Here is a 22,102-nt window from a genome sequence, read left to right as displayed (position 1 = left end):
TGTTTGTTAAAGAACTTACCGCGGTTCGCTTTGCTTACCGCGTCGCTGCGTTTGCTGCAGCAGAGAAACGAGATTATGAAGCGTGATCATCGTTTCGTCAACAGGTTTTTTTCCTTCAGCTCGCTGCGCCGTGCGCGCCGCCAACCACCCCTGCCAACCTCGCAACCCTTGTCCCGTCTGCTTTGCAGCGGTCTTTCGTGGTGCGAGGGGGCGAATAATAGGACGCCCCCTCGGTCCTGGCAAGCCTTTTCTGAAATGATCCTAATATTGGCATAAAAGCGCCTCAAGAGACTCATCTAGAGTAGTCCGCACCATGGCAATCGGCAGCGCTAGCCGGCAGCCACCTGGCTGCGGCAAACTATGGACGCCGAACGGACCGGGCGGCACCGGACGAAGCCCGCCGACGGGTCCTCGGCTCACTCTATATATAGGGAGAAACTTGCATGACCATTCGCATCGTGAAGCTGGGCTCGCCCCGCCTGCCCGACGAGGGAATCCGCATCGGCACCGTGCGCCGGCCGCCACGCGGCGTGCCGAAATCCGAGTTCGCCACGCGGGACTACTACGATGTGTGGTTTCCGAACCTCTCGCCCTCTACCGAACTGGTTGCGCAGGCCTTGGGGATACAGGCCGAAGGAGATGACAAGGCGTGGCGGGCATTCGAGCGGCACTTCCGCGCGGAGATGGCGCGCCCGGAAGCCAGCAGGACGCTGGATCTGCTGGCCGCGATGTCGCAGCAAACGAATTTCTCGATTGGCTGCTATTGCGAACACGAGCAGAGATGCCACCGCTCTATATTGCGCTCCCTGCTGGCGGCCCGCGGAGCCGCACTATCTTAGGCTGATGCCGTCAGACCGCCTTTTGGTCGCGCATGCAATGGCGACGGAACAAGGAACGCAGGCTCGGCCAACGAATGGGCAGGAGCGGCGTGCGATGGCGTACCACATCGCGCTCGGCATAGTGGGCCAGCAGTTGCTCGCCAACCGACTGCCGGAAATAGGCGGGCGTCGGGTAGTCCATGGTCAATCCCTATTGTGATTCATCAGGATTGACAGTATACCGATTTTTGGTGCGATGCGTCATACCGGGGCACGCAAACGCCCCACCCTGGGGCAGTGCGCATCTTGTTGAATGCCCTGGAACATCAATAGAATCAACGGCAAGCTACACAATTGCCGCGTCGGAAGCAGACTGGGTTCGGTATAGGATCACTTTCGTATATCGAATACTATCTACCAACGCTCAGGAACCCACTGCCCCGACCTCCGCCATATCTTCAGCTGCCTTGGCGGCGCTATAGACGTGCCGCGTCGCCAGCAGCGCGGCCAGATCCGCATCGCCGGCAATGACTGCCTGCAGGATCTGTGCATGCTCTTCCCAGTTCTGCCGTGCGCGCGTGACGTTGGCCGGCGCGAACAGCAAGCCCGTGCGCTCCCTGAGCGTGCGCACCATATCCTGCAGCACGCTATTGGCTGCGATATTGCCCAGCACCTCATGAAAGCGTGTATTCAGTTCGATGAAGCGCTCCGAGCGTCCGCTCGCGGCGGCCTCGGTGCCCTGGCGCAGCACTTCGTTGAGTTCTGCAATCAGGGCAGGGTCACGGCGCTGGGCGGCCAGCTTGGCGTTAAGGCCCTCCAGCGTGGCACGCACTTCCACCATTTCCTTGGCGATGTTCGGCGACAGCGTTGCCACCGATGCGCCCCGCCGGGGCTCGATGCGCACCAGGCCTTCGGCGGCTAGCGCGCGCAGCGCTTCCCGCACGGGGATGCGCGACACACCCAGTTCAGTGGAGAGCTTGTTTTCGACCAGGCGCTCGCCTTGGCTGTACTGCCCGCCGAGGATGCGCTCGCGCAACGTATCGGTCACCAGGGCAAACAATGGGGAGTGCTGGGCGCCAAGGCTGGCGCCAGCGGAATCCGAACCAGAGAGAGCGTGTTCGGTACCAGGGGCGTCGGACATAGGTTCTGGCTTGGCTCAGCAAAGGGATCAGGGATCGCGGCGCAGGCCCGCAAGGTGAACGGGCAAGGCGGCCGCGGCAGTATTGTCCACATTGTATACCGGCGCACTGCGGATTTTTGCGCGACACACCTTGCCAGTGCCAAGGCCCACGCCATGGCCCGGCCCGACGGCCCAGGCTCAACGCGGCATCCTTGGGCCGGGGGCGTGGCCCGGCAGGCTATGATGCGTAGCCTCTCCCAAACCCCGCCTCCCACTCGCCGATGGCTCTCAACCTGGTCTGGCTATCCTTCTTCCTGATCGCCTTCGTCGTCGCCTGCATTCGCGTGGCGACAGGCGATACCGCGGTGTTTCCGGCGATGCTGGCTAGCCTGTTCGACAACGCACGCACCGCGTTCGAGATTTCGCTTGGCCTGGCGGGCGTCATGAGTCTATGGCTGGGCATCATGCGCATTGGCGAACGCGCCGGCGTGGTCGACGTATTCGCACGTGTGGTCAACCCGCTATTGCGCCACTTCTTCCCTGGCGTTCCGCAGGGTCACCCGGCCCAGGGCGCGATGATGATGAATGTGTCAGCCAATATGCTGGGGTTGGATAATGCAGCAACGCCGCTTGGGCTTAACGCCATGCGGGAGCTGCAGTCGCTCAATCCTCGCGCTGACACCGCCAGCAATGCGCAAATCATGTTCATCGTGCTGAACACGGCTGGCTTGACACTGATCCCGACCTCGGTGATCGCCATGCGGCAAGCGATCGCGGTCAAGCAAGGCCTGGTCGGATTCAATGCCGCGGACATCTTCCTTCCGACCCTGCTCGCCACTTGCGTGTCCTGCGTCGCCGGCTTGCTGGCAGTGGCCTGGACGCAGCGGCTCAGCCTGCTCAAGCCAGCCGTGCTGGCCGCCTTCGGGCTGCTGGCGGCGGCTGTCGGCGGGCTCTTCCTCTGGCTGCGGCACGCGCCCCCGGAACAGGTAAGCGCCACCACCGCCCTGGCCGGCAGCGGCTTCATCCTGACGCTGGTCGTGGTCTTCCTGATTTGCGGCGCCGTGCGCGGCATCAACGTCTACGATGCCTTCATCGACGGCGCCAAGGAGGGCTTTGGGGTCGCGGTGCAGATCATTCCTTATCTGGTGGCGATCCTGGTGGCGATCGGGCTGTTTCGGGTGACCGGGTGCATGGATGTCCTGATGCACGGCCTTGCAGCCGCTTTTGCCTGGCTGGGCCTGGACACCGCCTTCGTTCCCGCACTACCGGTCGGGTTGATGAAAATCCTGTCGGGCGCGGGCGCCCGCGGCCTGATGATCGACGTCATGAGCACCTATGGGGTCGACTCCTTCCAGGGCAAGCTCGCCGCGATCATCCAGGGCTCGACTGAAACCACCTTCTATGTGCTCGCCGTGTACTTCGGCAGCGTCAATATCCGCAACACACGGCATGCGCTTGCCTGTGCCCTGTTCGCCGATCTTGTCGGCTTGTGCGCGGCGGTCGGCATCGCCTACCTGTTTTTCCGCTGAAACGGAGACGCCATGCGGCGCGAAAACCGATGAATCACCGCCAAACAGTCGACGAAAACAAGAGAAAACGAGAGGAGAACCCGTCTTCCAATGCACTAGGTCACCACCTTGTTGCTTACAAACAACATGTTTGTGAAGCCAGACACGCTTGGCCTAGATGCCGCTTGGTGCGACGCAACAAATCATATATAGTGGAGTCTGTCTCCTCCACCACCTCGGTGGATTCCAGCCCGCGCACGAAACTGCGCGGGTTTTTTTTGCCCGCTTTTTGCCGGCCACTACGGCGTGCCCTTGCTACAGCGGCGCATGGCAGGGCTCGCCGCCGATCCGGCCCGGCGCACCAAAGCCGCTCAGCCACTGCACCATGAAGAGGCCAGGCCGCACCGCTCCGGCGTAAAACGTGGATTTTCGCGTGAAATGTTGCGACGCAACATCCGATCCCGTAGAGTCGGCCTGTCCCTTGCGCCTGGCAGGGCGGATCGCCGCCTCGCAGCGCCCCACGCTTCTTGCCGACATGATTTGCGCGCTACGCCTGCCCCGCCCCGATGCCTCGATGTTGCAAAGAGGCCTGGTCTACGCCTTCTCGTTCCTGGTTCTGGCCGGCACGGGATGGCTCACCGGGGAAGCGGGCTATCTCTGGGCGGCAACCGCTTCGATCTGGACCTGCCTGGCCGACCGCCGCGGCACTGCCTCCGAACGGCTGGCGGCGCTAGGCTCCGTCGGTATCGGTGGTGCGGCCGCATGTGCCCTGGGCACCGCAGCGGCCGTGACGCCGTGGGCGGCGCTGGCCGTGGTGCTTATCGCCGGGCTGGCAGCCGGGCTGGCCGAAACCCGCGGCCCCGTACCCGCGCTTTCGGCCAAGCTGCTCTATGTGGTGCTGATTGCCTCCTGCCTGCAACCGACCGACGATGCGGAGTTGGCCGTGCGTGTACTTGCCCGCAGCCAGGAGTTCCTGATCGGCGGGATCTTCGCCTGCGTCGTGAGCCTGACCCTGATCCGGTCCGAGCGCGACACCCGGCCGCGCGCGGAGATACTGGCGGTGTTCGATGCGTTGCTACGCTTTGCTTCGGACCTGGCTGCCGACGCCCCCGTAGGCGATGCGACGGTCTTCAAGCGCGACATCCGTGAGCGGATCGAGGCCGCGCATCAGGCCATCAACATGCGGCGCAGCCTGCGGGATCCGCTTGGGCTGATGCACTATGCCTATATGGTGAGCTTGGCCGATGCCATGTTCGCCCTGCTGATCGTTGCCGCCGAACTGCGCAGCCGCGCCGACGACGCTGGCACCAGAACCGGCGACATGGACGGCGCCGAGCACCTGCCGCTTCACCATTTGCTGCGTTGCGTCACCGATGTCCGGGATCAGGTTTGCGAGGGGCTGGTGCATCATGCGCCCGATTTGCCGTCGCTATGCGCGGCGCTGGCCGGCGAACTACGCCGCCTGCACGCGCCGCTGCCGAATGCCGGGGCGCCGCCGTTGTACCAAGCTGCGCTGGGCGCACTGGCCCGGTTTCCGGCCTTCGGCGACTGGCGCCGTGCGTACCGTTGGCCGCGGCGCCCCCTGCGCCGGACGTGGCAGCGCTGGCGCGCCGTGGTTGCGGAGCACACTGCCCGCGACGCCCGCGTGACCCGCCATGCGGTGCGCCTGGCGCTGGCCGGCAGCCTGAGCCTGATGCCGGCACAGTTCTGGAAGGTCGATCATGGATACTGGGTGGCGGTCACCGTCATCATGGTGCTTAGCCCCCAACTGCAAACCACGCGGAAAATCTCGTTCCTGCGTTTCGCGGGCTCCCTGGCCGGCGCGCTGCTAGCCTGCGCCATCGGCCTGTCCCACCCACCGGCACCACTTGCGCTGGCGATCAGCGCGGCATGCCTTGCAGCCGCCTATACCTTTCGGCTCGCCGGCAGTCCTGGCGTTTTCGCCATGTGCCTGACGCCGGCAGTGATCCTGTTTTCGTGGGTTGGGGCGCCAACGGCGGACAGCAGCCACTTTGCCGCGCTACGGGGCATCGACACAGCACTTGGCTGCCTGATCGCCCTGGCCAGCTACTATGTGCTGGCCCCGCGCGCCGAGCTGTCGCGGGTGTATCGCCATAGCCTTGACGCCTTGGCAGCGAACGCCGCGTACCTGCGCGCGGCGTTCGCCGGCGCCGGCGCATTCACGACCTCGCCCACCCGCTCGCCCGCGCCAACGCAGACGCGGCTGGAAGCCTTGCGCGTGGCGGCCGGGCGCACATCGAGCCGGGCCGATCAAACCTTGCAACAGGGCGTGGCGGAGCTCGCGCCGGAGCTGGCCCGGGAGTATGCCCAACTGCACCTGACCTTGAGGCGCATGGCGGCGCTGGCTGGCTTGGTGCGCGCCGGGCTTGAGGCCGAGCCGGGCAGCAGCCGGCCGGAACCGGCCACGCTGGCAGTGCTGCAGGGTCTCGCCGCGCAGTTGTCCGAGCTGGCGGCAAACCCCGGCGCGGGCGTGACTTCGCGCGCAGGCCAGATCCTGGCCGACGCCGCCACGCCGCTGGACCAGTTCCTGGTTGAACAGGCCAGCTTCGCCTCGGCCCAGGTCAACGCCGTCCACGCAGCCGTGGCCGCAGTGCACCGGCTCGCGGGCGGTCAGGCCAAACCCGACAGCCCGCATTTGCCATACCCGGGTTGATGATGGTCAAGCCGCCGCACGCTACGCGCATCGCGCATGGAACCATCACCTAGAATGGTTCCATCCCTCAGTGACCGGTGTGAGGCACGCCATGCCCGAAATATCCTTTCCCCGCAGCGTTCCCACCTACTGTGCGGCTAGCCTGACGCTCTCCTGCCCCGCGACCGTCAACGGGCAACCCACCTTGTATTCGATCACGGCCGAGGCGCTCGAGACACATTTCGGCGCCTGCTCTCCACGCGAGGAGGACCTGGTGCGGGCATTCACCAGCCACCGGCAGCGCATCGAACGCATTGCCGAAGGCCTGTTCGAGCTCACCCAGGCACGTGAGATCCTGTTACGTAGCGGGCACATTCGCTTCGCAGGCTGAAGGCTCAGCCCTCTGCCGCCTGGCCCCGCACCAGCAGCACCGGCACGCTAGCCTGCCGGATCACGGACTCAGCCACGCTGCCCAAGACCAGCCTGCGCACGCCACGCCGGCCATGCGTTCCGATCACGATGAGGTCGGCGCCCCAATCGGCGGCAGCCTCGTTCACCGCGCCGGCAATGTCGCCCCCCACGGCTTGCTGGGTGACCAGCCGCGTTTCATGGCGCACGCCTTGCCCGCTCAGCCGTTGCGCGGCAGCCGCCAGCGCGCGTTCGCCACTCTCAGCCAGGGCTTGCTGAACGGGTGTCGGGTCGTAGTACGCGACATCGAACATAAGCTGGCCGTTGTCCACGACATATACGGCGAGGACTTGCGCGTCCCCGGTGCCCGCTATACGGATGGCTTCGGCCAGCGCCAGGTCGGAGGTTGCGCTGCCGTCCACTGCCACCACGATCTTCTTATAAGCCGCATTTGTCATTGCCATTTTCTCCAGAGGAACCACGGATAGTGACGGAAGCGTCATTGCATTCCGCCGAATTCGATACTACTCGCCACCGCGCGACGCGGGCGTTCCGCGCGCGCCTGGCGTGCCCGAGTCCACGATCACGAGATAGCGTCCTGGCCGGGCTACCGGCGCGCGTCCCGGTGCCAAGACCCAAAGCGAGTCACCGCGCTGCACGGCCGCCAGGTAGTCGGCGTCCAGCAGCCCATAGTGGTCAAGGAGGCGATTCAGGGTGGCGGGGATCCGCACGCACCCCTTGGAGGCCGGGTGGCCCAGCCGAGCTTCGAGCCGGTCCGGATCGGTGGCATGCATCTGCAAGCGCATCTGGCTCTCCCCGCCCTTGCCCCAGCCGCGTTGGGCATCGACCCAACCAAAGTCATAGATGCGCATCCCGCTGACGCCGTAGCCGCGTATGCCGTTCTCGTTGTAGGTACCCTCGGCGCGGAAATCCATGTTGTCCATGCTGTGGCTGAATACGCCGGTCGGGGTAATGAAATGATCGAAAGTGCCTGGCTTGCCTGTCGAGACGGGCGCGGCGCCCACCCACTGCCACGGTGCATCATCGGCAGGCCGCGCGAACAGCATGGCGGCTTGGACGCGCGGGTTGCGATCGACCAGCACAGCCCAGTCGCCTGCGTCAGACTCGTGCCCGTCCGCCTGTAGCGCGGACGCCAGCAAACCGGCATACCGCGTGGCGATGGGCGCCGGAAGGTTGAGGTGGCGCTGCACCTGTTGCAAGAACGCCTGCCGGACCATGCTGAGTTCGTTGGCGATTGCGAGTGATGACTGGAGCGCCACCAGCGCCACCAGCGTCGATGGCGCCAGACGTCTGACGCGTGCGAGCCAGCGCCAAAAACCCTTGACGCGGGCCCGCTCAGGGCGAGCACACGGCATGATTGCCTCCTTCAAACAGGCGTTGCGGCTATACGCCATGGTTGACGTTTACGCGGCGCGGCGCCTTGTGCAGGATCAAGTCCGACGCACGGGAGCGCGCCGTCGTCGCCGCGCCGAAATGGCGGACGGTCTATCTATATAGACCGCAAAGGCACCGACTATTTCCGTTGGGTAGGCCAGACGCCGCTTCCCGGGGACGAACGATCGCCAGCGCACCAAGCGTTGCGGCTCAGCCGCCGCGTTTCGTGCCTTAGTCAGGTCGCATCCATATACAATCACGGCCATGCAATACATCCATGTCGTCAACGGCGACGTAGCGGGCACCACGCTACGGCAAGCCCTCGCCCAGGCCGCCAGGCCCGACCCGGTCGTCGTGCTTCGCGACGACCTCGCCGTCGGGCCGCTGGCTGACGTCGACAACAGCGGGCTCATCCGCTCCGGTTTCTGGCAGCGCGTGGCGCCGCACAGCGACATCGACTTCGCCGCCGAAATGCAACAGGCGCTCGACCAGCTTCACAGCCTGCGCAAGGACGAGCTGGAAGTCGCCATCTGGCATGGCCAGAGCGCGTCCGACCAGTTGATGCTGCGCCGCGTGGTATTTCACCTGTACCAATCACCCCAGCGCATCAATGAAGTGGCCATGGACTTGCGCGAGCTGGAAGCGCCCGCGCGCGGCAACCTGGCCGCCATCGGCATGTATCCCGCGGCCCGCCTGGCACGGCGCTTCTCTACCATCGCCCCGGTCTCGGTCCTGCGCCTGGGCCGCCTGGGCTATGAGTGGCAGCAAAACGTCAAGGAAAACGCCGACGTCCGCTTGTGGAAGGGCAATACGCTGGTGCCCGCGGCTTACCGCACGGTCGATGAAGTGATCCTGGAACGCGCCCCGCTGGAATGGGCGCCAGCCGCGCAAGTGGTGGGCGGCGTGATGGGCGCCATCGAAGGCCTGCTGGCCAGCGACTGGTTCGTGTTCTGGCGCTGCCGCGAGCTGATTGGCGCCGGCCAGCTGGTGCTGCGGGGCAATGCCGAATCCCTGCAGACCTGCGAGCTGCGCCGCAACCTGTCCGCCAGCGGCGAGTAAAAAGAAAAAACGAAGGTCTCCATGGCCCGTACCAAGGCACCCGATTTCGAGGCGCAGCGCGAGCAGATCCTGGACCTGGCTGCCGCGGCCTTTGCCGCCAGCAGCTACCCCAGCACCTCGATGGCCGACCTGGCCGCCGCCTGCGGCACCTCCAAGGCCCGGCTGTACCACTACTACGAGAGCAAGGAAGCGATCCTGTTCGACCTGCTCGACCGCTACACGCGCCGGCTGATGCTGATCGTGACCGAGGTCGAGGCGGAGGCGGAACGCCAGGGACGCAGCGAGCTGGATAGCTTCTCCAACCTGATCCGAGCCTTCCTGGCGGAGTACGAGACCTCGCAGACCCGGCACGTAGCCCTGATCAATGACGTCAAGTTCCTCGCCGAGGAGCAGCGCGACCAGATCCTCAAGCGCGAGCGCGACGTGGTGGCCGCCTTCTCCCGCCAATTGCGCCGGGCCTATCCCGAGCGTGTCACGCGCGACAACCAGGCCGCGCTGACGATGACGGTGTTCGGCATGATCAACTGGACCTTCACCTGGCTCAAGCCAGGCGGCAAGCTGTCGTACGCGGAGTTCGCCGAGATGGTGATCGATCTGCTGGCGGGCGGTCTGCCGGGCACCAGCGCCGAGCCTGTGGCGCGCCTGCGCGGCGCCGAATAAATCACATTGATTACCCATGCCGGCGCCCTTGCGGCGCCGGCGGGACACCTCAGGACCAGTCCTCCTCTTCCCGCTGGCGGCGTTGATCGCGGTCCTGCCGGAACATCTCCTGCAGCTCGTCGCGCGCCTGGCGCGCCAGCGACACCAGCTTTTTCTGGTCTGTGTAATGCGGGTAGAAGCGCTCGATCGCCGCGATGTTATGCCGGCGGAACCGCAGCGCAACCGAGCGTGCCTGCACGGGATCGTAGCCTAGCCCTTCCAGCACGCGACGGCCCAGCAATAGCGAACCCTCGAACACCTCGCGCTCGAACAGATGCACGCCGCGATCCTTGAGCTGGTAGATGTGCGACACATGGCGCGCCCGTGCGTAGATCTGCAGGTGCGGGAAGCGTGCCCGCACGCTGTCGATCAGCGCGCGGATTCGAGCAGGTCCATGCGCGTGGCGTCGCCGTAGAACACCTTGAAATCGTACTGACGCAGGAACTCGATCTGGTCGGGGTCGTGATCCAGCACGGTCACGCCGATCCCTTGCGCATAGAGCAGGCGGCCGATGATCTGGCCAAAGCGGCCGAAGCCGGCGATCAGCACGGGGTTGTCCTGCGGCGCGATCACGTCGTCCGGGCGCCGCGTCAGGCGGGCCAGCCGGGGCGCCACCAGGCGGTCGAAGGCCAGCAGGAGCAACGGCGTGGCCACCATCGACAGGGCCACCACCAGCACCAGCAGCGCCTCGGTGCGCGGCGGCAGCAAGCCGGCGCCGCCCGCCACGCCGAACACCACGAAGGCAAACTCGCCGCCCTGTGAAATCAGCAGCGCGAACAGCAGCCACTGGCCGCGCGCGATGCCAAAGCGCGGCGCCAGCAGGGCCAGCACCACGGTCTTGAGCAGCACGAAGCCAATCACCAGCGCCACCACCTGCCCCGGCGCCTGCATCAGCACGCCAAAGTCGATCGACATGCCAACCGCCATGAAGAACAGGCCCAGCAGCAGGCCCTTGAAGGGCTCAAGGTCGGCCTCCAGCGCATGGCGGTACTCCGAGTCCGCCAGCAGCACGCCGGCCAGGAAGGTGCCCAGCGCCATCGACAATCCCACCGCGTCCATCATCAGCGCGATACCCACCACGAGCAATAGCGCGAAGGCGGTAAACATCTCGCGCATGTCGGTGCGCGCGATAAAGCGTAGCGCGGGGCGGACCAGATAGCGCCCGCCCACCACCACGGCGCCGATCACCCCGACCGCCTTGGCCGCCCCGAGCCAGCCCGCGGCACCGGTGGCGCCGGCATCCGCGCCGCCAGCGGCCAGCAGCGGCAACAGCGCGATCATCGGAATCGCGGCGATATCCTGGAACAGCAGGATGCCGAAGCTGGCGCCACCCGCCGGCGTGCCAAAGAGATTGCGCTCGGTCAGCGTCGCCAGCGCGATCGCGGTCGACGACAGCGCCAGCCCCAGGCCCGCCACCAGCGCGACCTGCCACGATGCCCCGACCAGCGCAGCAACGCCGCCGAGCAGGATTGCGCAGGCCGCCATCTGGGCACCACCATAGCCAAAGATCACGCGGCGCAGTTCCCACAGCTTCTTGGGCTCCAGCTCCAGGCCGATCACGAACATCATCAGCACCACGCCGAACTCGGAAAAATGCAGGATGGATTCGACGTTGGTCACCAGCCGCAGGGCCCACGGGCCGATCGCCACGCCGGCCAGCAGGTAGCCAAGCACCGCGCCCAGCCCAAAGCGGCGCGCCACCGGCACCGCCACCACCGCGGCGACCAGGAAGACCACCAGGGCCACCAGGAAATCGTGTTGTTCCATGGCGCGCTCCTCAGCTTGCGGCGGCGTTAGCGGCAACGCCACGGGCGACGTCAGCGATACCGCCCAGCACGCCGGTGACCCGGTCGATATGATCGGCCAGTGCCTGGGCGTCAGCCTGGTTGGCATCGTGCAGCACCAGCGGCGACAGCCAGTTCATGCCGCACAGCGCGGCGGTCTGCGCCAGCGGCAGCATGTATTCCTCGAGGCTGTGGCCATGCGTGCCGTCGGGCCCGTAGGAGTCGGCGTGGCCACCGGTGCTGGCCACCACCATCAAGGACTTGCCGCGCAGCGCCGTGCCCCCGGGGCCGTAAGCCCAGCCGCTCTCCAGCACTTCGTCCACCCACAGCTTGAGCAGTGCCGGCATGCTGTACCACTGCACCGGGAACTGCAGCACCAGCGTGCCGGCCCGCGCGAGCGCGCGCTGCTCCGCGACCACGTCGATGTCATAGTCGGTATAGCTGGAGTAGAGATCGTGCACGGTCACGCCGGGCAGGCTCTCCAGTGCGGCTGCCAGCGGACGATTGACACGCGACAGGTGCGGCCTGGGGTGGGCGTAGATAACGAGAATCGGGGGCTCGGCCTTGGGGTCCACGAAAAATCCTGAAAAAACGGCTTGCGCGGCTGCGGCCGCGCGGCCGAAATGGGGTGTTTAAATCACGGGATAGCGTGAATAGCCGGGGCTGCCTCGTGCCAAGGCAGGGCCAATCCAGCTCCCCAACCTGGGAAAAGCAAATATGCGGCGTTGCAGCAAACCCACACCACTGGGCGGATGGCGCCCCTCATTCATCACATAACCTATTGATTTAAATAGATTTAGTTGGGATTTACAAAATCGAACAAGGTTGGTGCAACCCTCACCTTACGTGGGGCTGACAAATCCACTACAATACTTTTTGCAATGCAGCAAGATGGTGTTTGCCCTTGTACCTTGGCCAGATGGTCGAAAGTGCATGGACGAACACCCGCCGAGTGCTATTTTCATACCTGATTACGTCGCAAGGAAAACAAAGTGAATCCGCTCGAACTGAGCAAGGCCGTCGGGGCCGTATCCGACGAAGATCTCCGCCGTGCAGCCGCAGCCGCGCAGGCCTCGCAGCGCCCCACCACCCTGGTGCGCGAGCTGGCTGCGCATCATCGCTCGCGCCTGCTCAAGCATTTTCTCGCCCTGGGCGAGGAAGATCGCCTGCTCCGTTTTGGCCAGTCGGTTGGCGACCATGTGATCGAAGCCTACGTCGACAGCATCGATTTCGACCACGACACCGTGTTCGGCGTGTACGACGAGCACCTGGAACTGATCGGCGTGGGACACTTTGCCAACCTGCGCGACAACACGCAGGGCCGCGTTGCCGAGTTCGGCGTTTCTGTGTCGCAGAGCGCGCGTGGCCGTGGTATCGGCAGCTCGCTGTTCGAGCGCGCGGCCATGCACGGCCGCAACAGCAATGTGCGCACCCTGTACATGCACTGCCTGTCGCGCAACGCCGCCATGATGCACATCGCCAAGAAAGCCGGCATGAAGGTGCAGTATGCGTACGGCGAAGCCGATGCCTACCTTGAGTTGCCGCCTGCCGATACCGTCAGCCGCCTGACCGAGGCGCTCGACGAACAGGTTGCCGACTTCGATTACATGGTGCGCCGCAACCTGCGCGATGCGCGCCGCTTCGGCCTGCGTTTCTGGCGCTCGATGGTGCCGCAAAAGCACACCGCCTAAGCGAAGCCCGCCAGCAGCCTATCCATGGCGCGCCCACCCGGCGCGCCATTTTCTTTGGTGCCGGTGATTGCGGACTGCCGCTGGACCCTCAGCTCCCCGGCACCGGCAAGGCCGTGGTGTCCTTGATGCATTCGAGCGCGAAGCTCGAGCGCACGTCGATGACCGCGGGATGGGCCAGCAAGTGGTCCTTCATGAAGCGTGCGAAATGCTCCATGTCTTCCACGTAGACCTTGAGCAGCAGGTCCATCTCGCCGGTCATGGCGTGGCAGGCGGCCACTTCCGGCCAGATCTCGATGGCAGCGCGGAACAAGTCCAGCGGCGCCTTGCCCTTGGGCGCGCCGCCGTGCTTCTCCAGCCGTACGTTGATATAGGCCAGCAGCCCCAGCCCGATCCGGCCAGGTTCCAGCAGCGCCGCGTACTGGCGAATCACGCCCACCTCCTCCAGCCGGCGGATGCGCCGCAGGCAGGGGCTGGGCGACAGGTTCACGCGCTCGGCCACTTCCAGGTTGGTCAGCCTCCCGTTGGTCTGCAGCACCTCCAGGATCTTCCTGTCGATCTTGTCCAGCTCCACCTTGCTCACGATATTGTTGCTCCGCAATATGTTTGTCGGCAATTTTTTTGCGCAAATTTAGCAAACCGTGCACAAGTACGCAATTTTTTGTGGTGCCCCGTCTCCTCGAGCGTCTTTTGAGCCTGCTCGATCGCCTTCCGGGTGCAAGATGTGCCGAAGCGCACAGCCCGTGCACAGGAACAGGGCATCCGAGACCGCCATGGCAAGCGCGCCCCGATCGCGCTCGACGTTCCGGCCCTCAGGGGCGTGGGCTATCCGGCGGGTCGAGCGTTCGGAAGGCAAGGATGGTGCCAACAGCGGCCAGCCACAGAGCAAAAAAAAGCGCGGCCGGCAACGGTCGCGCTTTTTTCATCTGCCCACGGCGTGGCGCGCCGTGGATCCTGCCTCAATCAGTCACCGCGCTCAGTCACCGCTGCTCGACGGCGCTGCCGGGTTAGGCTGGCCATTGCGGGGCATCTGGTCGAAGTGCTTGGCCAGATGCGGCATCCCGGCTTGCACCTCTGCCTTGGTCAGCGCACCGTCGCCGTTCTTGTCGGCCGCCTTGAAGCGGGCTTCGAACTCGGCCTGCATCTCGGCGCGGCGCTGCTCCATCATCGTCTTGCGATAGGCAGCCAGTTCGCTCTTGTCGAGCTTGCCGTCGTGATTGGTATCGATCTTGTTGAACAGCGCATCGGCCTCCGCCTTGGAAATCATGCCGTCGCCGTCGGTATCGATCGATTTGAGCCACATGCCGCCACCATGCCCTTCCATATGGTGGCGCATGCCTGCCTGGGGCCCCGGAGCCGGCGCGGCGGGGGCTGCGGTCTGGGCGAAAGCCGTGCCGCCCATCGCCAGGAAGACCGCCGAAGCGGCCATGAAATTCCGGATCGATCGTGCCTTGAGATTGCCTTGCATGTCTTTGCTCCTTTTTCGTCTCGGTGGACTGGTAAGGATTAGAGCGCACGCCAGGCTGGAAAGTTGGTCCACCTAATACGTTGTTACGCGGCTCACAGTTAAGCGCCGCCGGCGTAAGGCGCCGAAAGTAACGGTAAATAAGATGGCGCGGCGCTGTTACAAGTCAGTCTTTGGCGGAGATGGGCTCGTTGCCGCCCGGCTGGGACGGCTGCTGCGGCAAGGACTGTGGCGGCGGTGCGGGAATGGGTGTGGCGGGCACCGGCATCGGCGTGGAGAGCGGCGCCGCTGCTCCCGCCGGCAAAGCCGGGGGGCGCCGCCGCGGGGCCGCGCGTGACGATGGCCGGGACAGGCAGTGCAATTTCCTGGCGCACGCCATTGCGCTCGATCACGATCCCGCGATCGCGGACTTCGGTCAGCCGGATCTGCGGCGAGAGGGCGGTGCCCGCGCGCACAGCCTTGGGCAGGCCGCCATCCAGCGAGACAATGGCGGCGCCGGCACCACTGCCGATATCCGCTACCACCCCGATCAACTGCACGTCGCGCACGCCAGACTGCGCGTTGCCGCCGAACAGCGTGCCGGCCGCGCCAGTCTCGACCGCCTCGGTCTGCGCCACGCGGGCCGCCTGCGGCACGGCAATGGTCTGCATCGCGCTGAAGGTCAGCGCCCAGCGGGTCGCGAGGGCGCACAGCGCAACGAACAGCACGAGCCCGGCCAGTCGTGGCAGCCAGAGGCTGGTGGGGTTGAAGCGAAGAGCGGGCCGCAGGGAGAGTTGCACGGAAGTGGGCTGGTAGGCGTCAAAGCACCAAGCCTACCAGAGCCGCATGACAGCTGTCTGCCTCCGCCAGGCCCGCGGCGCATCGGCACGCGACAGGCGCAACGGTACGTTCCGCGCCTTCCTCGCCCTCCCCGCCGTTATGCGCGGGTGAACATGCAAGCACCCGCTCGCAAAGTCGTCATGAAGTGGCGGTTATACTGTTTGATCAACTGGACCGCCGCCACGCGGATGAAACGCGGATGAATGCGGGCGCTCCGCCAGATATTCCATAAGGCTAACCATGATGCGCAGGAACGTTGCCACCCTCCCCGACCCTAGCTCCCGCCTCGGCCACCGCCGTGCCCGCGGCTTTACCCTGATCGAAATCATGGTCGTGATCGTGATCCTCGGCGTGCTGGCCGCGCTGGTGGTCCCCAAGATCATGAGCCGCCCCGACGAGGCCCGTATCGTCGCCGCGCGCCAGGATATCTCCTCGATCATGCAGGCGCTCAAGCTGTACCGCCTGGACAACAGCCGTTACCCCACCACCGAGCAAGGCCTTGCGGCACTGGTGGCCAAGCCCACCACCGAACCCGTGCCCAACAACTGGAAGGGCGGCGGTTACCTGGAAAAGCTGCCCAAGGATCCCTGGGGCCATCCATACCAGTACTTGAACCCGGGCGTGCGCGGCGAAATCGACGTGTTCAGCTTCGGCGCCGACGGCCAGGCCGGCGGCAGCGGCAACGACGCCGATATCGGCAACTGGGAATAAAGGAAACATTGTCATGATCCGGGCCGGGCGCGCAGCCATGAGCACCTGGCCACAGGAGCGGCGCCTTCACGTCCGGCGCGGCCATCGCGGCCGTGGCTTCACCTTGCTCGAACTGCTGGTGGTGATGGTGATCGCCGGCATCGTGATCTCGCTGGTCGCCGTCAATGCCGCGCCCAATGAGCGCGGCCGCGTGCTCGACGACGGGCAGCGCATTGCGCGGCTGTTCGAGCTCGCGCAGGAAGAAGCCCAACTGCGCGCCCGGCCGATCGCCTGGGAGGCCGACACGGCCGGCTGGCGTTTCCTGCAAGCCACGCCGTCTGGCTGGGCCCCGCTCGCCGGGGACGTGTTCGCGCCAACCAAATGGCGCCTGCAGCTCGACGGCGTGGCCGTCACCGAAGGCGGGCGCGGCAACGGCGGCGCCCGCCTGGTGTTCGGGCGCGAGCTGATCGAAGGCCCTCAGCATGTGGTGCTGGTGCGTGGCGGCATCCGCATCGACGTGGCCAGCGACGGTACCGGCCGCTACTTCGCCAGCACGCCATGAAGCGCCGAGGCCCCTCCCTGCCGCAGGCACGCGAGCCCGAGCGCTCGCCGGCGCGTGGCTTCACGTTGATCGAAGTGCTGGTCGCCCTGACCATCCTGGCCGTGGCGCTCACCGCCGCCATGCGCGCGATGGGATCGATGATCGAGGCGGGCTCCGCCTTGCAGACCCGTATGCTGGCCGAATGGAGCGCCGAGAACCACCTCGCCACCTTGCGCCTGTCAAAGACCTGGCCCGAGCCCGGCACGCGCGGCTACGCTTGCCCGCAGGGCGGCGTGGAGCTGTACTGCGAGGAAACCATCTCGGGCACGCCCAACCCCTCTTTCCGCCGCGTCGAGATCGCGGTCTATCCGTCAGGCGCTGACAAATCCGTGCGCCTGGCCTGGCTCGTCACCATCGTTCCCAATGAAACGCGCAACCTGCTTTAAGTGCCTTGGCCGGTCACGCCGGGCCGTGGCCATGCGCGGCTTCACGCTGCTCGAAATGCTGGTGGCCATCACTTTGCTGGCGGTGATCGCCGTGATTGCCTGGCGCGGCCTGGACGCGATGACGCGCGGCCGGGAGCGCCTGACCGACCACGATAACCGCCTCAATACGCTCAAGCTGCTATATGGCCAGTTCCAGTCCGACTGCGAGCACCTGACCAGCCCCACCCTGCTGCAGGGCAACCCGGTCGAGCTCGGCAATGGCCAGTTGCTGATGGTGCGCGACCGCCGCGACGAGGGCCGCCCCGCCCAGTGGCAGGTCGTCGTCTACCGCCTCAACGGCAACACCGTGGTACGCGCGGCCAGCCCGCCGGCGGACAACCGCAGCGCGGTGCAGGCGGCGATGATCGCGCTGCGCCAGGCGGGTGGCGGCGGCAGCCTGGCGCGGCCGCTGGTAGGCGACGCCGATAGCCTGTCTGCGCGCGTCTGGGTCGAACCCGGCGGCTGGCAGGCCGAGAACGGCCGCATCGCCGCCGCGCTGCTCAGCGGCAATGCCAGCGCCAGCGCGGTGGCCGCCTCGGGCGTAAGCGCCAGCCTGGGCGTGGCCACCACGGCGGTGCGTGCGATCGAGCTCAACCTCACTGCGCGCATGGGCGATGGCGACACGCCGCGGCGCTTCCAGAAAATCTGCATGACCGGCCTATGAGCAAACGCCCCGCTCCCCTTGTGCTGGCCGGCCGCCGCCAGCGCGGCGCCGCTGTGGTCACGGCCCTGCTGGTGGTCACGCTGGCGGTCGTGGTGGTATCCGGCATGCTGTGGCGCCAGCAGGTGCAGATCCGCTCCATCGAGAACCAGCGCCTGCTGGCCCAGGCCAGCTGGATCGAGCGCGCGGCCGTCGACTGGGCCCGCCTGATCCTGCGCGACGACCAGCGCCGCACCAGCGTGGACCAGCTGGGCGAGCCCTGGGCGGTGCCGATCGCCGAAACCCGCCTGTCGGACTTCCTCCGCCTGTCGGACTTCCTCGGCGCCGCGCTGCGCACCGACCAGGAAGGCGAGACTTCCTTCCTGTCGGGCCGCATCCTCGACGCCCAGGCCCGCTTCAACCTCTCCAACCTTGTGCTGTGGACGGCAAGCGAATCCCAAGGCCGGGTCGCCACCATCGACGCCCCCAGCCTGGCGATCTACCGCCGCCTGCTGCAGACACTGGGCCTGAACGCGTCGCTGGCCGAGCCGACCGCGCGCTACCTGGTAAGCGCCGCCGGCGCCAGCAATGGCAGCACCGGCAACCAGCGCGGGCTGCGCGCGCCCGACGACGTCAATGACCTGCTCGCCATCCCGGGCTACACGCCGGATATCGTGGCCACGCTGACGCCCTTCGTCGACGTGCTGCCCGAACGCACGCTGGTCAATGCCAATACCGCCGAGGCCGAAGTGCTGGCCGCGGTGATCGACAAGCTGCCGCTGGACCGCGCCCGCGAAGTGGTGCGCCAGCGCGACCGCGCCTACTTCAATAACATTGGTGAGCTCCAGTCGCAATTGCGTACGCTGGCGCCGCAGGCCGACCCTAACACCGCCACCAGCACGCTCGACGTACGTACCCACTATTTCCTGATCTACGGGCTGATCCGCCACGAGCGCGCGAGCCGTATGCAGGTCTCGCTGGTCTACCGCGGCGAAGTGCTGGGCAACGCCAATACCACCCGGGTGGTCTGGGTGCGCGATATCGACCGCATGCCGGAGCAGCGCTGATCCGCCCCGCCGCCGGCCTGGCCGCGGCGGCTGGCGGATTTTGGGATCATGCTGTCGGATCGCGCGGAGAGAAACGGGTTGAAACGGGTAACTTAACGGGTGACTTTGAGGTGGCCGCGAGCGCTCGGCGCGCACGTCCCGGGCGTTTGACCAGCAGTATCAGACAGATACGTATTGACGCCAATTCGTCACACAGGCAAGGTATGCTCCGGCCCGGCGGAAGTGGTAGTCCATGGGTCTTGGCTCCCGCCTGTCCTGTGCCGCCGGCAGTATCGCAGCCGGCATCAGCCTGCATGCCACGCCGGCCCGCATGCCCCCGCTATCGTTCATTGACGCCACGATTGGCGCTGTAGCAAGGATATCTTGAGCACCACCCTGTACGTCCGCCTGCCGCATCGGCCGCACGACCAGCCGCAACCCTGGCACTTCGGTGCCCTGCCGTTTGCCCTGGTCCGCACGGCCGTCGCCGACCGTAGCCGCCGGCAAGGCCCGCAGGCGGCCGGGCAGCTGTTGCGCGAAGGCCACGCCCGCATCGCCGAACTGCCTCCCGCCGAACGCCTGGTCCTGATCATGGCGGCCAGCGATGTGCTGCTGACCGGGGCCACGGTGCCGCCACTTGCACCGGCGCGGCTCAAGCTGGCGCTGCCCAACCTGGTCGAGGACGCGCTGGCCACCGACGCCCAGCCCTGCCATATCGCCGTGGGCCCGGCCCTTGACGCCCTGCCGGGCAAGGCCGCCAGCGGCTCCCGCCGGCGCTTGCTGATGGTGACGGACCGCGCCTGGCTACGCGCCGTGCTGGACGCCTTTGCCGAGCATCGCCACCGCCGCCGCCACGTGCTGCCGGCGCAGTTGTGCCTGCCCCTGCCCCTGCCTCCTGTCGCGCTGCCTACCGAGGCCAGCGCGGATGCCGCCGGCAGCCCCCGCGCCACCACAACGGCGCCGGCCGCGCTGGCGCTCGAAGCCGCCTCGCTGACCAGCGCATCGCCTCTGTTTGAAACGCAGGGCCTGCCAGCGCCAGCCGAGCTTTCGCGCTATTGGCAACTGACCGTGCGCAGCAGTGAGTACGCCGGCTACGGCCTGCTGCTCGGCTCCGAGGCGCTCGCCGCCTGGCAAGGGCTGGCCCCTACCGGCGACTGGTACGCATCAGAAGATGCCCTGGCGCAGGTGTCGCCGCCGGCTGCGCACCCGCTCGACTGGCGGGTATGGCTCGAAGGAGCGCAGGCCAGCCTGCGCGAGCCCGCGCTCGACCTGGCCCAGTTCGAATTCGCCCAGGGCCGCGCCGACCGCTGGAACCTCAAGGCTTGGCGCCTGCCGCTGGCGCTGGCCGCCGGCCTGGTGGTGGTCCAGCTGATCGGCATGAACGTCCAATGGCTGCTGCTGCGCCAGGAAGCGCAGCGCCTCGCGGCCGGGCAGGAACAGACGCTGCGCAGCGCCTTTCCGCAAATCCCCGTGGTGATCGATCCGCCACTGCAAATGCGCCGCCAGGTCGACCAGCTGCGCCTGGCGAGCGGCCGCAGCACGCCCGACGACTTCCTGCCGCTGGCCGACCGCTTCGGCCAGGCCGCGCGCCAGCTTGCGCCGGATGCGCTGCTAGCGCTCGAATACCGCGGGCACACCTTGTTCGCCACGCTGAAGCCAGGCACCGACACCAATGCGCTGCGCAGCGCGGCGCGCCAGTCCGGCCTGGCCATGGAAGCCGACAACAGCCCGCCCGACGCCTCGCGCGCCAACGCACCGGCCGGCACGCGCTGGTCAATCAAGCCCAGCCTGTGAGCGCGGACCGCCAAGTGACCCCGATGAAAGACACCGCACCCAAGCCCGGCCCCCGCGCCACCCAGCGCGGCGCGGCTGGCCGCGTGCGCGCCGCGGACCGGCTGGCGCGCCTGCGCCCGCGCGTGCCGCAGCGCTGGCAGGAACGTTTCGACGCATTCTGGTCGGCACGCAACCCGCGTGAGCAGGCCATCCTGGCCGGCGGCAGCGCCGTGCTGGCGCTGGTGATCGGCTACACCGTCCTGTGGGAACCCGCCGCCGACGGCCGCGCCAAGCTGCAGCGCAGCCTGCCGCAGCTGCGCAGCGACGCGGCAGAGATGGAAACGCTGGCGCAGGAAGCGCGCGGCCTGGCGGCCAGCCCGGCCCGCTGCGCGGCGAGGCGCTCAACCAGGCCTTGCAGGAAAGCCTCGCCCAGCACGGCCTCAAGGCCACCCGGCTCAATGGCACCGGCGACAACAGCGTGCAGGTGCAGCTCGACAAGGTGCCGTTCGGCTCCGTGGCGAGCTGGTTGCAGGATGTACGCCAGCAGCAGCGCCTCAAGGTCATCGATACCCGCATCGTCTACGTAGGCGCCACTGCCATGGTGAACGTCACCGCCACCCTGCAAGGCCCCGCGGCAAATCCGGGCGGGCGCGGCTGATGGCGCGCCTGGAAGCCCTGAAGCTCGCCCGCCGCCGCGTTGCCAGCCCCCGTGGCTGGCAACGCGTGGGCTGGCTTGCGCTTGGGTGCGTCACCGTTGCGCTGACCGTGCTGGCGGCATTTCCCGCGGCATGGATCGCCGACACCGTGGCCAGCCAGAGCCAGCGCCGTGTGCTGCTGGCCGATGCCGATGGCTCGCTGTGGAACGGCAGCGCCACCCTGGCCCTGTCGGCCGGCGCCGGTAGCGAAACCGCCACCGTGCTGCCCGGACGGCTACATTGGTCGGTGGCGTTCTGGCCGTTGCTGACCGGCTCCCTGCGCATGGTGATCAGCCACACCGAGGCCATGAGCGGCCCGGTCGGCCTGACGGTGACGCCGTTTGGCTGGACCGCCCAGGCCGGTGCCATCCGCCTGCCGGCGGCGCTGCTCGAAGGCGTCGGTGCCCCGTTCAACACCCTGCGCCCCGACGGACTGATGCGCATCGACTGGTCCGGCCTGCAAGGCCGGTTCCTTGCCCGCACCGGCGAGCCGGGCGGCGCTGCGGGCTTGACCGGCCACCTGTCCGTGCGCATCGAGCAAGTATCGTCGGCGGTCAGCCGGGTGCGCCCGCTTGGCAGCTACCGCGCCGAGATCGACTGGTCTGGCGCCGACGGCAAGCTGCAACTGACTACCCTCGCCGGGCCGCTGCACCTGCAGGGCAACGGCACCCTGGGCCGCCAGGCGCGCTTCGAGGGTACGGCCGATGCCGACCCCGATGCCGCCGCGCAATTGGTAGGCCTGTTGAGCCTGCTGGGACGACGTGAGGACAATGTGACACGGCTGCGCTTCTGACCCCGGCGGCGGTGCGAAACCTT

At 66.8% G+C, this 22,102-nt stretch carries 22 protein-coding genes and 2 pseudogenes; 15 read left to right on the top strand and 9 right to left on the bottom strand.

The genetic code is table 11. From position 1 onward, the window contains the following. The first annotated feature begins 443 nt into the window (after positions 1 to 443). Positions 444 to 839 (top strand): DUF488 domain-containing protein, encoded by a 396-nt coding sequence (locus tag OR16_RS05280; RefSeq protein ID WP_006156924.1) that lies wholly within the window; start codon positions 444 to 446, stop codon positions 837 to 839. 10 nt (positions 840 to 849) lie between these two features. Here the strand turns inward: OR16_RS05280 and OR16_RS44445 are convergent, their stop codons facing one another. Further along, positions 850 to 1,020, bottom strand: a complete 171-nt coding sequence (locus tag OR16_RS44445) for a hypothetical protein (protein WP_192816403.1) — start codon at positions 1,018 to 1,020, stop codon at positions 850 to 852. 222 nt (positions 1,021 to 1,242) lie between these two features. After that, positions 1,243 to 1,959 carry a GntR family transcriptional regulator gene (locus tag OR16_RS05275; RefSeq protein WP_043418560.1) on the bottom strand — a complete coding sequence of 239 codons (717 nt, stop codon included), beginning with the start codon at positions 1,957 to 1,959 and terminating at the stop codon, positions 1,243 to 1,245. Between the two features lie 260 nt (positions 1,960 to 2,219). Between OR16_RS05275 and OR16_RS05270 the strand changes: the two genes are divergently transcribed. The 3 genes from OR16_RS05270 to OR16_RS05255 all read left to right on the top strand — a co-directional run bounded on the left by OR16_RS05270 (position 2,220) and on the right by OR16_RS05255 (position 6,490). Beyond that, entirely contained in the window at positions 2,220 to 3,467 is a 1,248-nt protein-coding gene (locus OR16_RS05270) for a nucleoside recognition domain-containing protein (protein WP_006156921.1), read from the top strand. 514 nt (positions 3,468 to 3,981) lie between these two features. Continuing rightward, complete coding sequence (locus OR16_RS05260) at positions 3,982 to 6,120, top strand: FUSC family protein (protein ID WP_043418574.1); 2,139 nt, start codon at positions 3,982 to 3,984, stop codon at positions 6,118 to 6,120. 91 nt (positions 6,121 to 6,211) lie between these two features. Beyond that, positions 6,212 to 6,490 carry a DUF1488 domain-containing protein gene (locus OR16_RS05255; RefSeq protein WP_043418555.1) on the top strand — a complete coding sequence of 93 codons (279 nt, stop codon included), beginning with the start codon at positions 6,212 to 6,214 and terminating at the stop codon, positions 6,488 to 6,490. A gap of 4 nt (positions 6,491 to 6,494) precedes the next feature. Here OR16_RS05255 and OR16_RS05250 read toward each other — a convergent pair whose 3' ends face one another. Together OR16_RS05250 and OR16_RS05245 are read right to left on the bottom strand one after the other, a co-directional pair. Next, the gene (locus OR16_RS05250; RefSeq protein WP_006156918.1) at positions 6,495 to 6,965 is read right to left on the bottom strand and encodes a universal stress protein; all 471 of its coding nucleotides are present in this window, start codon (positions 6,963 to 6,965) and stop codon (positions 6,495 to 6,497) included. A 66-nt stretch (positions 6,966 to 7,031) separates the two neighbouring features. Beyond that, positions 7,032 to 7,883, bottom strand: coding sequence for a L,D-transpeptidase (locus OR16_RS05245; RefSeq protein WP_141639845.1), 852 nt, complete (start codon positions 7,881 to 7,883; stop codon positions 7,032 to 7,034). A 283-nt stretch (positions 7,884 to 8,166) separates the two neighbouring features. On the opposite strand from OR16_RS05245, the gene OR16_RS05240 reads away from it, so the two are divergent. Together OR16_RS05240 and OR16_RS05235 are read left to right on the top strand one after the other, a co-directional pair. Beyond that, positions 8,167 to 8,961, top strand: coding sequence for a DUF1835 domain-containing protein (locus OR16_RS05240; protein ID WP_006156916.1), 795 nt, complete (start codon positions 8,167 to 8,169; stop codon positions 8,959 to 8,961). A gap of 21 nt (positions 8,962 to 8,982) precedes the next feature. After that, positions 8,983 to 9,621, top strand: coding sequence for a TetR/AcrR family transcriptional regulator (locus OR16_RS05235; protein ID WP_006156915.1), 639 nt, complete (start codon positions 8,983 to 8,985; stop codon positions 9,619 to 9,621). Positions 9,622 to 9,670: 49 nt separating this feature from the next. On the opposite strand, the pseudogene kefC reads toward OR16_RS05235, so the two are convergent. Both kefC and OR16_RS05225 read right to left on the bottom strand, forming a co-directional pair. Beyond that, positions 9,671 to 11,427: pseudogene (gene kefC / locus OR16_RS05230) on the bottom strand (glutathione-regulated potassium-efflux system protein KefC). A 10-nt stretch (positions 11,428 to 11,437) separates the two neighbouring features. Next, positions 11,438 to 12,019: an NAD(P)H-dependent oxidoreductase gene (locus OR16_RS05225; protein ID WP_006156914.1), complete on the bottom strand. Its 582-nt coding sequence runs from the start codon at positions 12,017 to 12,019 to the stop codon at positions 11,438 to 11,440. 417 nt (positions 12,020 to 12,436) lie between these two features. On the opposite strand from OR16_RS05225, the gene OR16_RS05220 reads away from it, so the two are divergent. Further along, a complete protein-coding gene (locus tag OR16_RS05220) occupies positions 12,437 to 13,135 on the top strand; it encodes a GNAT family N-acetyltransferase (RefSeq protein ID WP_006156913.1) in 699 nt (232 codons plus the stop codon). Positions 13,136 to 13,223: 88 nt separating this feature from the next. On the opposite strand, the gene OR16_RS05215 is transcribed toward OR16_RS05220, so the two are convergent. The 3 genes from OR16_RS05215 to OR16_RS05205 form a co-directional block, all read right to left on the bottom strand. Next, a complete protein-coding gene (locus OR16_RS05215) occupies positions 13,224 to 13,715 on the bottom strand; it encodes an Lrp/AsnC family transcriptional regulator (RefSeq protein WP_006156912.1) in 492 nt (163 codons plus the stop codon). A 393-nt stretch (positions 13,716 to 14,108) separates the two neighbouring features. Then, positions 14,109 to 14,600: an EF-hand domain-containing protein gene (locus tag OR16_RS05210; protein WP_006156911.1), complete on the bottom strand. Its 492-nt coding sequence runs from the start codon at positions 14,598 to 14,600 to the stop codon at positions 14,109 to 14,111. Positions 14,601 to 14,698: 98 nt separating this feature from the next. Then, a complete protein-coding gene (locus OR16_RS05205) occupies positions 14,699 to 15,376 on the bottom strand; it encodes a hypothetical protein (protein ID WP_423739633.1) in 678 nt (225 codons plus the stop codon). 283 nt (positions 15,377 to 15,659) lie between these two features. Here OR16_RS05205 and gspG point away from each other — a divergent pair, with 283 nt between their 5' ends. The 8 genes and pseudogenes from gspG (at position 15,660) to gspN (ending at position 22,079) form a co-directional block, all read left to right on the top strand. Next, positions 15,660 to 16,127 carry a type II secretion system major pseudopilin GspG gene (gene gspG / locus OR16_RS05200; protein ID WP_006156909.1) on the top strand — a complete coding sequence of 156 codons (468 nt, stop codon included), beginning with the start codon at positions 15,660 to 15,662 and terminating at the stop codon, positions 16,125 to 16,127. Positions 16,128 to 16,164: 37 nt separating this feature from the next. Further along, positions 16,165 to 16,668: a GspH/FimT family pseudopilin gene (locus OR16_RS05195; protein ID WP_043418572.1), complete on the top strand. Its 504-nt coding sequence runs from the start codon at positions 16,165 to 16,167 to the stop codon at positions 16,666 to 16,668. Next, positions 16,665 to 17,093 carry a type II secretion system minor pseudopilin GspI gene (gspI, locus tag OR16_RS05190; RefSeq protein WP_006156907.1) on the top strand — a complete coding sequence of 143 codons (429 nt, stop codon included), beginning with the start codon at positions 16,665 to 16,667 and terminating at the stop codon, positions 17,091 to 17,093. Before OR16_RS05195 ends, gspI begins: the two co-directional genes overlap by 4 nt. Positions 17,094 to 17,124: 31 nt before the next feature. Beyond that, a complete protein-coding gene (locus OR16_RS05185) occupies positions 17,125 to 17,796 on the top strand; it encodes a PulJ/GspJ family protein (RefSeq protein WP_043418571.1) in 672 nt (223 codons plus the stop codon). Next, positions 17,793 to 18,839 (top strand): type II secretion system minor pseudopilin GspK, encoded by a 1,047-nt coding sequence (gene gspK, locus OR16_RS05180; RefSeq protein ID WP_050982892.1) that lies wholly within the window; start codon positions 17,793 to 17,795, stop codon positions 18,837 to 18,839. Before OR16_RS05185 ends, gspK begins: the two co-directional genes overlap by 4 nt. A gap of 363 nt (positions 18,840 to 19,202) precedes the next feature. Further along, positions 19,203 to 20,612, top strand: coding sequence for a type II secretion system protein GspL (gspL, locus tag OR16_RS05175; RefSeq protein ID WP_006156904.1), 1,410 nt, complete (start codon positions 19,203 to 19,205; stop codon positions 20,610 to 20,612). A 23-nt stretch (positions 20,613 to 20,635) separates the two neighbouring features. After that, positions 20,636 to 21,249, top strand: a pseudogene (locus OR16_RS48100) (type II secretion system protein M). Next, on the top strand, positions 21,249 to 22,079 hold the full coding sequence (gspN, locus tag OR16_RS05165) for a type II secretion system protein N (protein WP_006156903.1): 831 nt from the start codon (positions 21,249 to 21,251) through the stop codon (positions 22,077 to 22,079). The pseudogene OR16_RS48100 and the gene gspN overlap by 1 nt, the downstream one beginning before the upstream one ends. Positions 22,080 to 22,102: the final 23 nt, after the last annotated feature.

The organism is Cupriavidus basilensis OR16 (assembly GCF_000243095.1).
Taxonomy (GTDB): Bacteria; Pseudomonadota; Gammaproteobacteria; order Burkholderiales; family Burkholderiaceae; genus Cupriavidus; species Cupriavidus basilensis_D.
Note: the sequence above shows the minus strand (reverse complement) of the source record. Positions and strands in the feature narration are given on the sequence as shown.

Excerpts from the sequence above, each read along its gene's own strand:
- OR16_RS05280 (WP_006156924.1), top strand. The coding sequence starts at position 444 with ATGACCATTCGCATCGTGAAGCTGGGCTCGCCCCGCCTGCCCGACGAG.
- OR16_RS44445 (WP_192816403.1), bottom strand. The coding sequence starts at position 1,020 with ATGGACTACCCGACGCCCGCCTATTTCCGGCAGTCGGTTGGCGAGCAA.
- OR16_RS05275 (WP_043418560.1), bottom strand. The coding sequence starts at position 1,959 with ATGTCCGACGCCCCTGGTACCGAACACGCTCTCTCTGGTTCGGATTCC.
- OR16_RS05270 (WP_006156921.1), top strand. The coding sequence starts at position 2,220 with ATGGCTCTCAACCTGGTCTGGCTATCCTTCTTCCTGATCGCCTTCGTC.
- OR16_RS05260 (WP_043418574.1), top strand. The coding sequence starts at position 3,982 with ATGATTTGCGCGCTACGCCTGCCCCGCCCCGATGCCTCGATGTTGCAA.
- OR16_RS05255 (WP_043418555.1), top strand. The coding sequence starts at position 6,212 with ATGCCCGAAATATCCTTTCCCCGCAGCGTTCCCACCTACTGTGCGGCT.
- OR16_RS05250 (WP_006156918.1), bottom strand. The coding sequence starts at position 6,965 with ATGACAAATGCGGCTTATAAGAAGATCGTGGTGGCAGTGGACGGCAGC.
- OR16_RS05245 (WP_141639845.1), bottom strand. The coding sequence starts at position 7,883 with ATGCCGTGTGCTCGCCCTGAGCGGGCCCGCGTCAAGGGTTTTTGGCGC.
- OR16_RS05240 (WP_006156916.1), top strand. The coding sequence starts at position 8,167 with ATGCAATACATCCATGTCGTCAACGGCGACGTAGCGGGCACCACGCTA.
- OR16_RS05235 (WP_006156915.1), top strand. The coding sequence starts at position 8,983 with ATGGCCCGTACCAAGGCACCCGATTTCGAGGCGCAGCGCGAGCAGATC.
- OR16_RS05210 (WP_006156911.1), bottom strand. The coding sequence starts at position 14,600 with ATGCAAGGCAATCTCAAGGCACGATCGATCCGGAATTTCATGGCCGCT.
- gspG (WP_006156909.1), top strand. The coding sequence starts at position 15,660 with ATGCGCAGGAACGTTGCCACCCTCCCCGACCCTAGCTCCCGCCTCGGC.
- OR16_RS05195 (WP_043418572.1), top strand. The coding sequence starts at position 16,165 with ATGAGCACCTGGCCACAGGAGCGGCGCCTTCACGTCCGGCGCGGCCAT.
- gspI (WP_006156907.1), top strand. The coding sequence starts at position 16,665 with ATGAAGCGCCGAGGCCCCTCCCTGCCGCAGGCACGCGAGCCCGAGCGC.
- OR16_RS05185 (WP_043418571.1), top strand. The coding sequence starts at position 17,125 with ATGCGCGGCTTCACGCTGCTCGAAATGCTGGTGGCCATCACTTTGCTG.
- gspK (WP_050982892.1), top strand. The coding sequence starts at position 17,793 with ATGAGCAAACGCCCCGCTCCCCTTGTGCTGGCCGGCCGCCGCCAGCGC.
- gspN (WP_006156903.1), top strand. The coding sequence starts at position 21,249 with ATGGCGCGCCTGGAAGCCCTGAAGCTCGCCCGCCGCCGCGTTGCCAGC.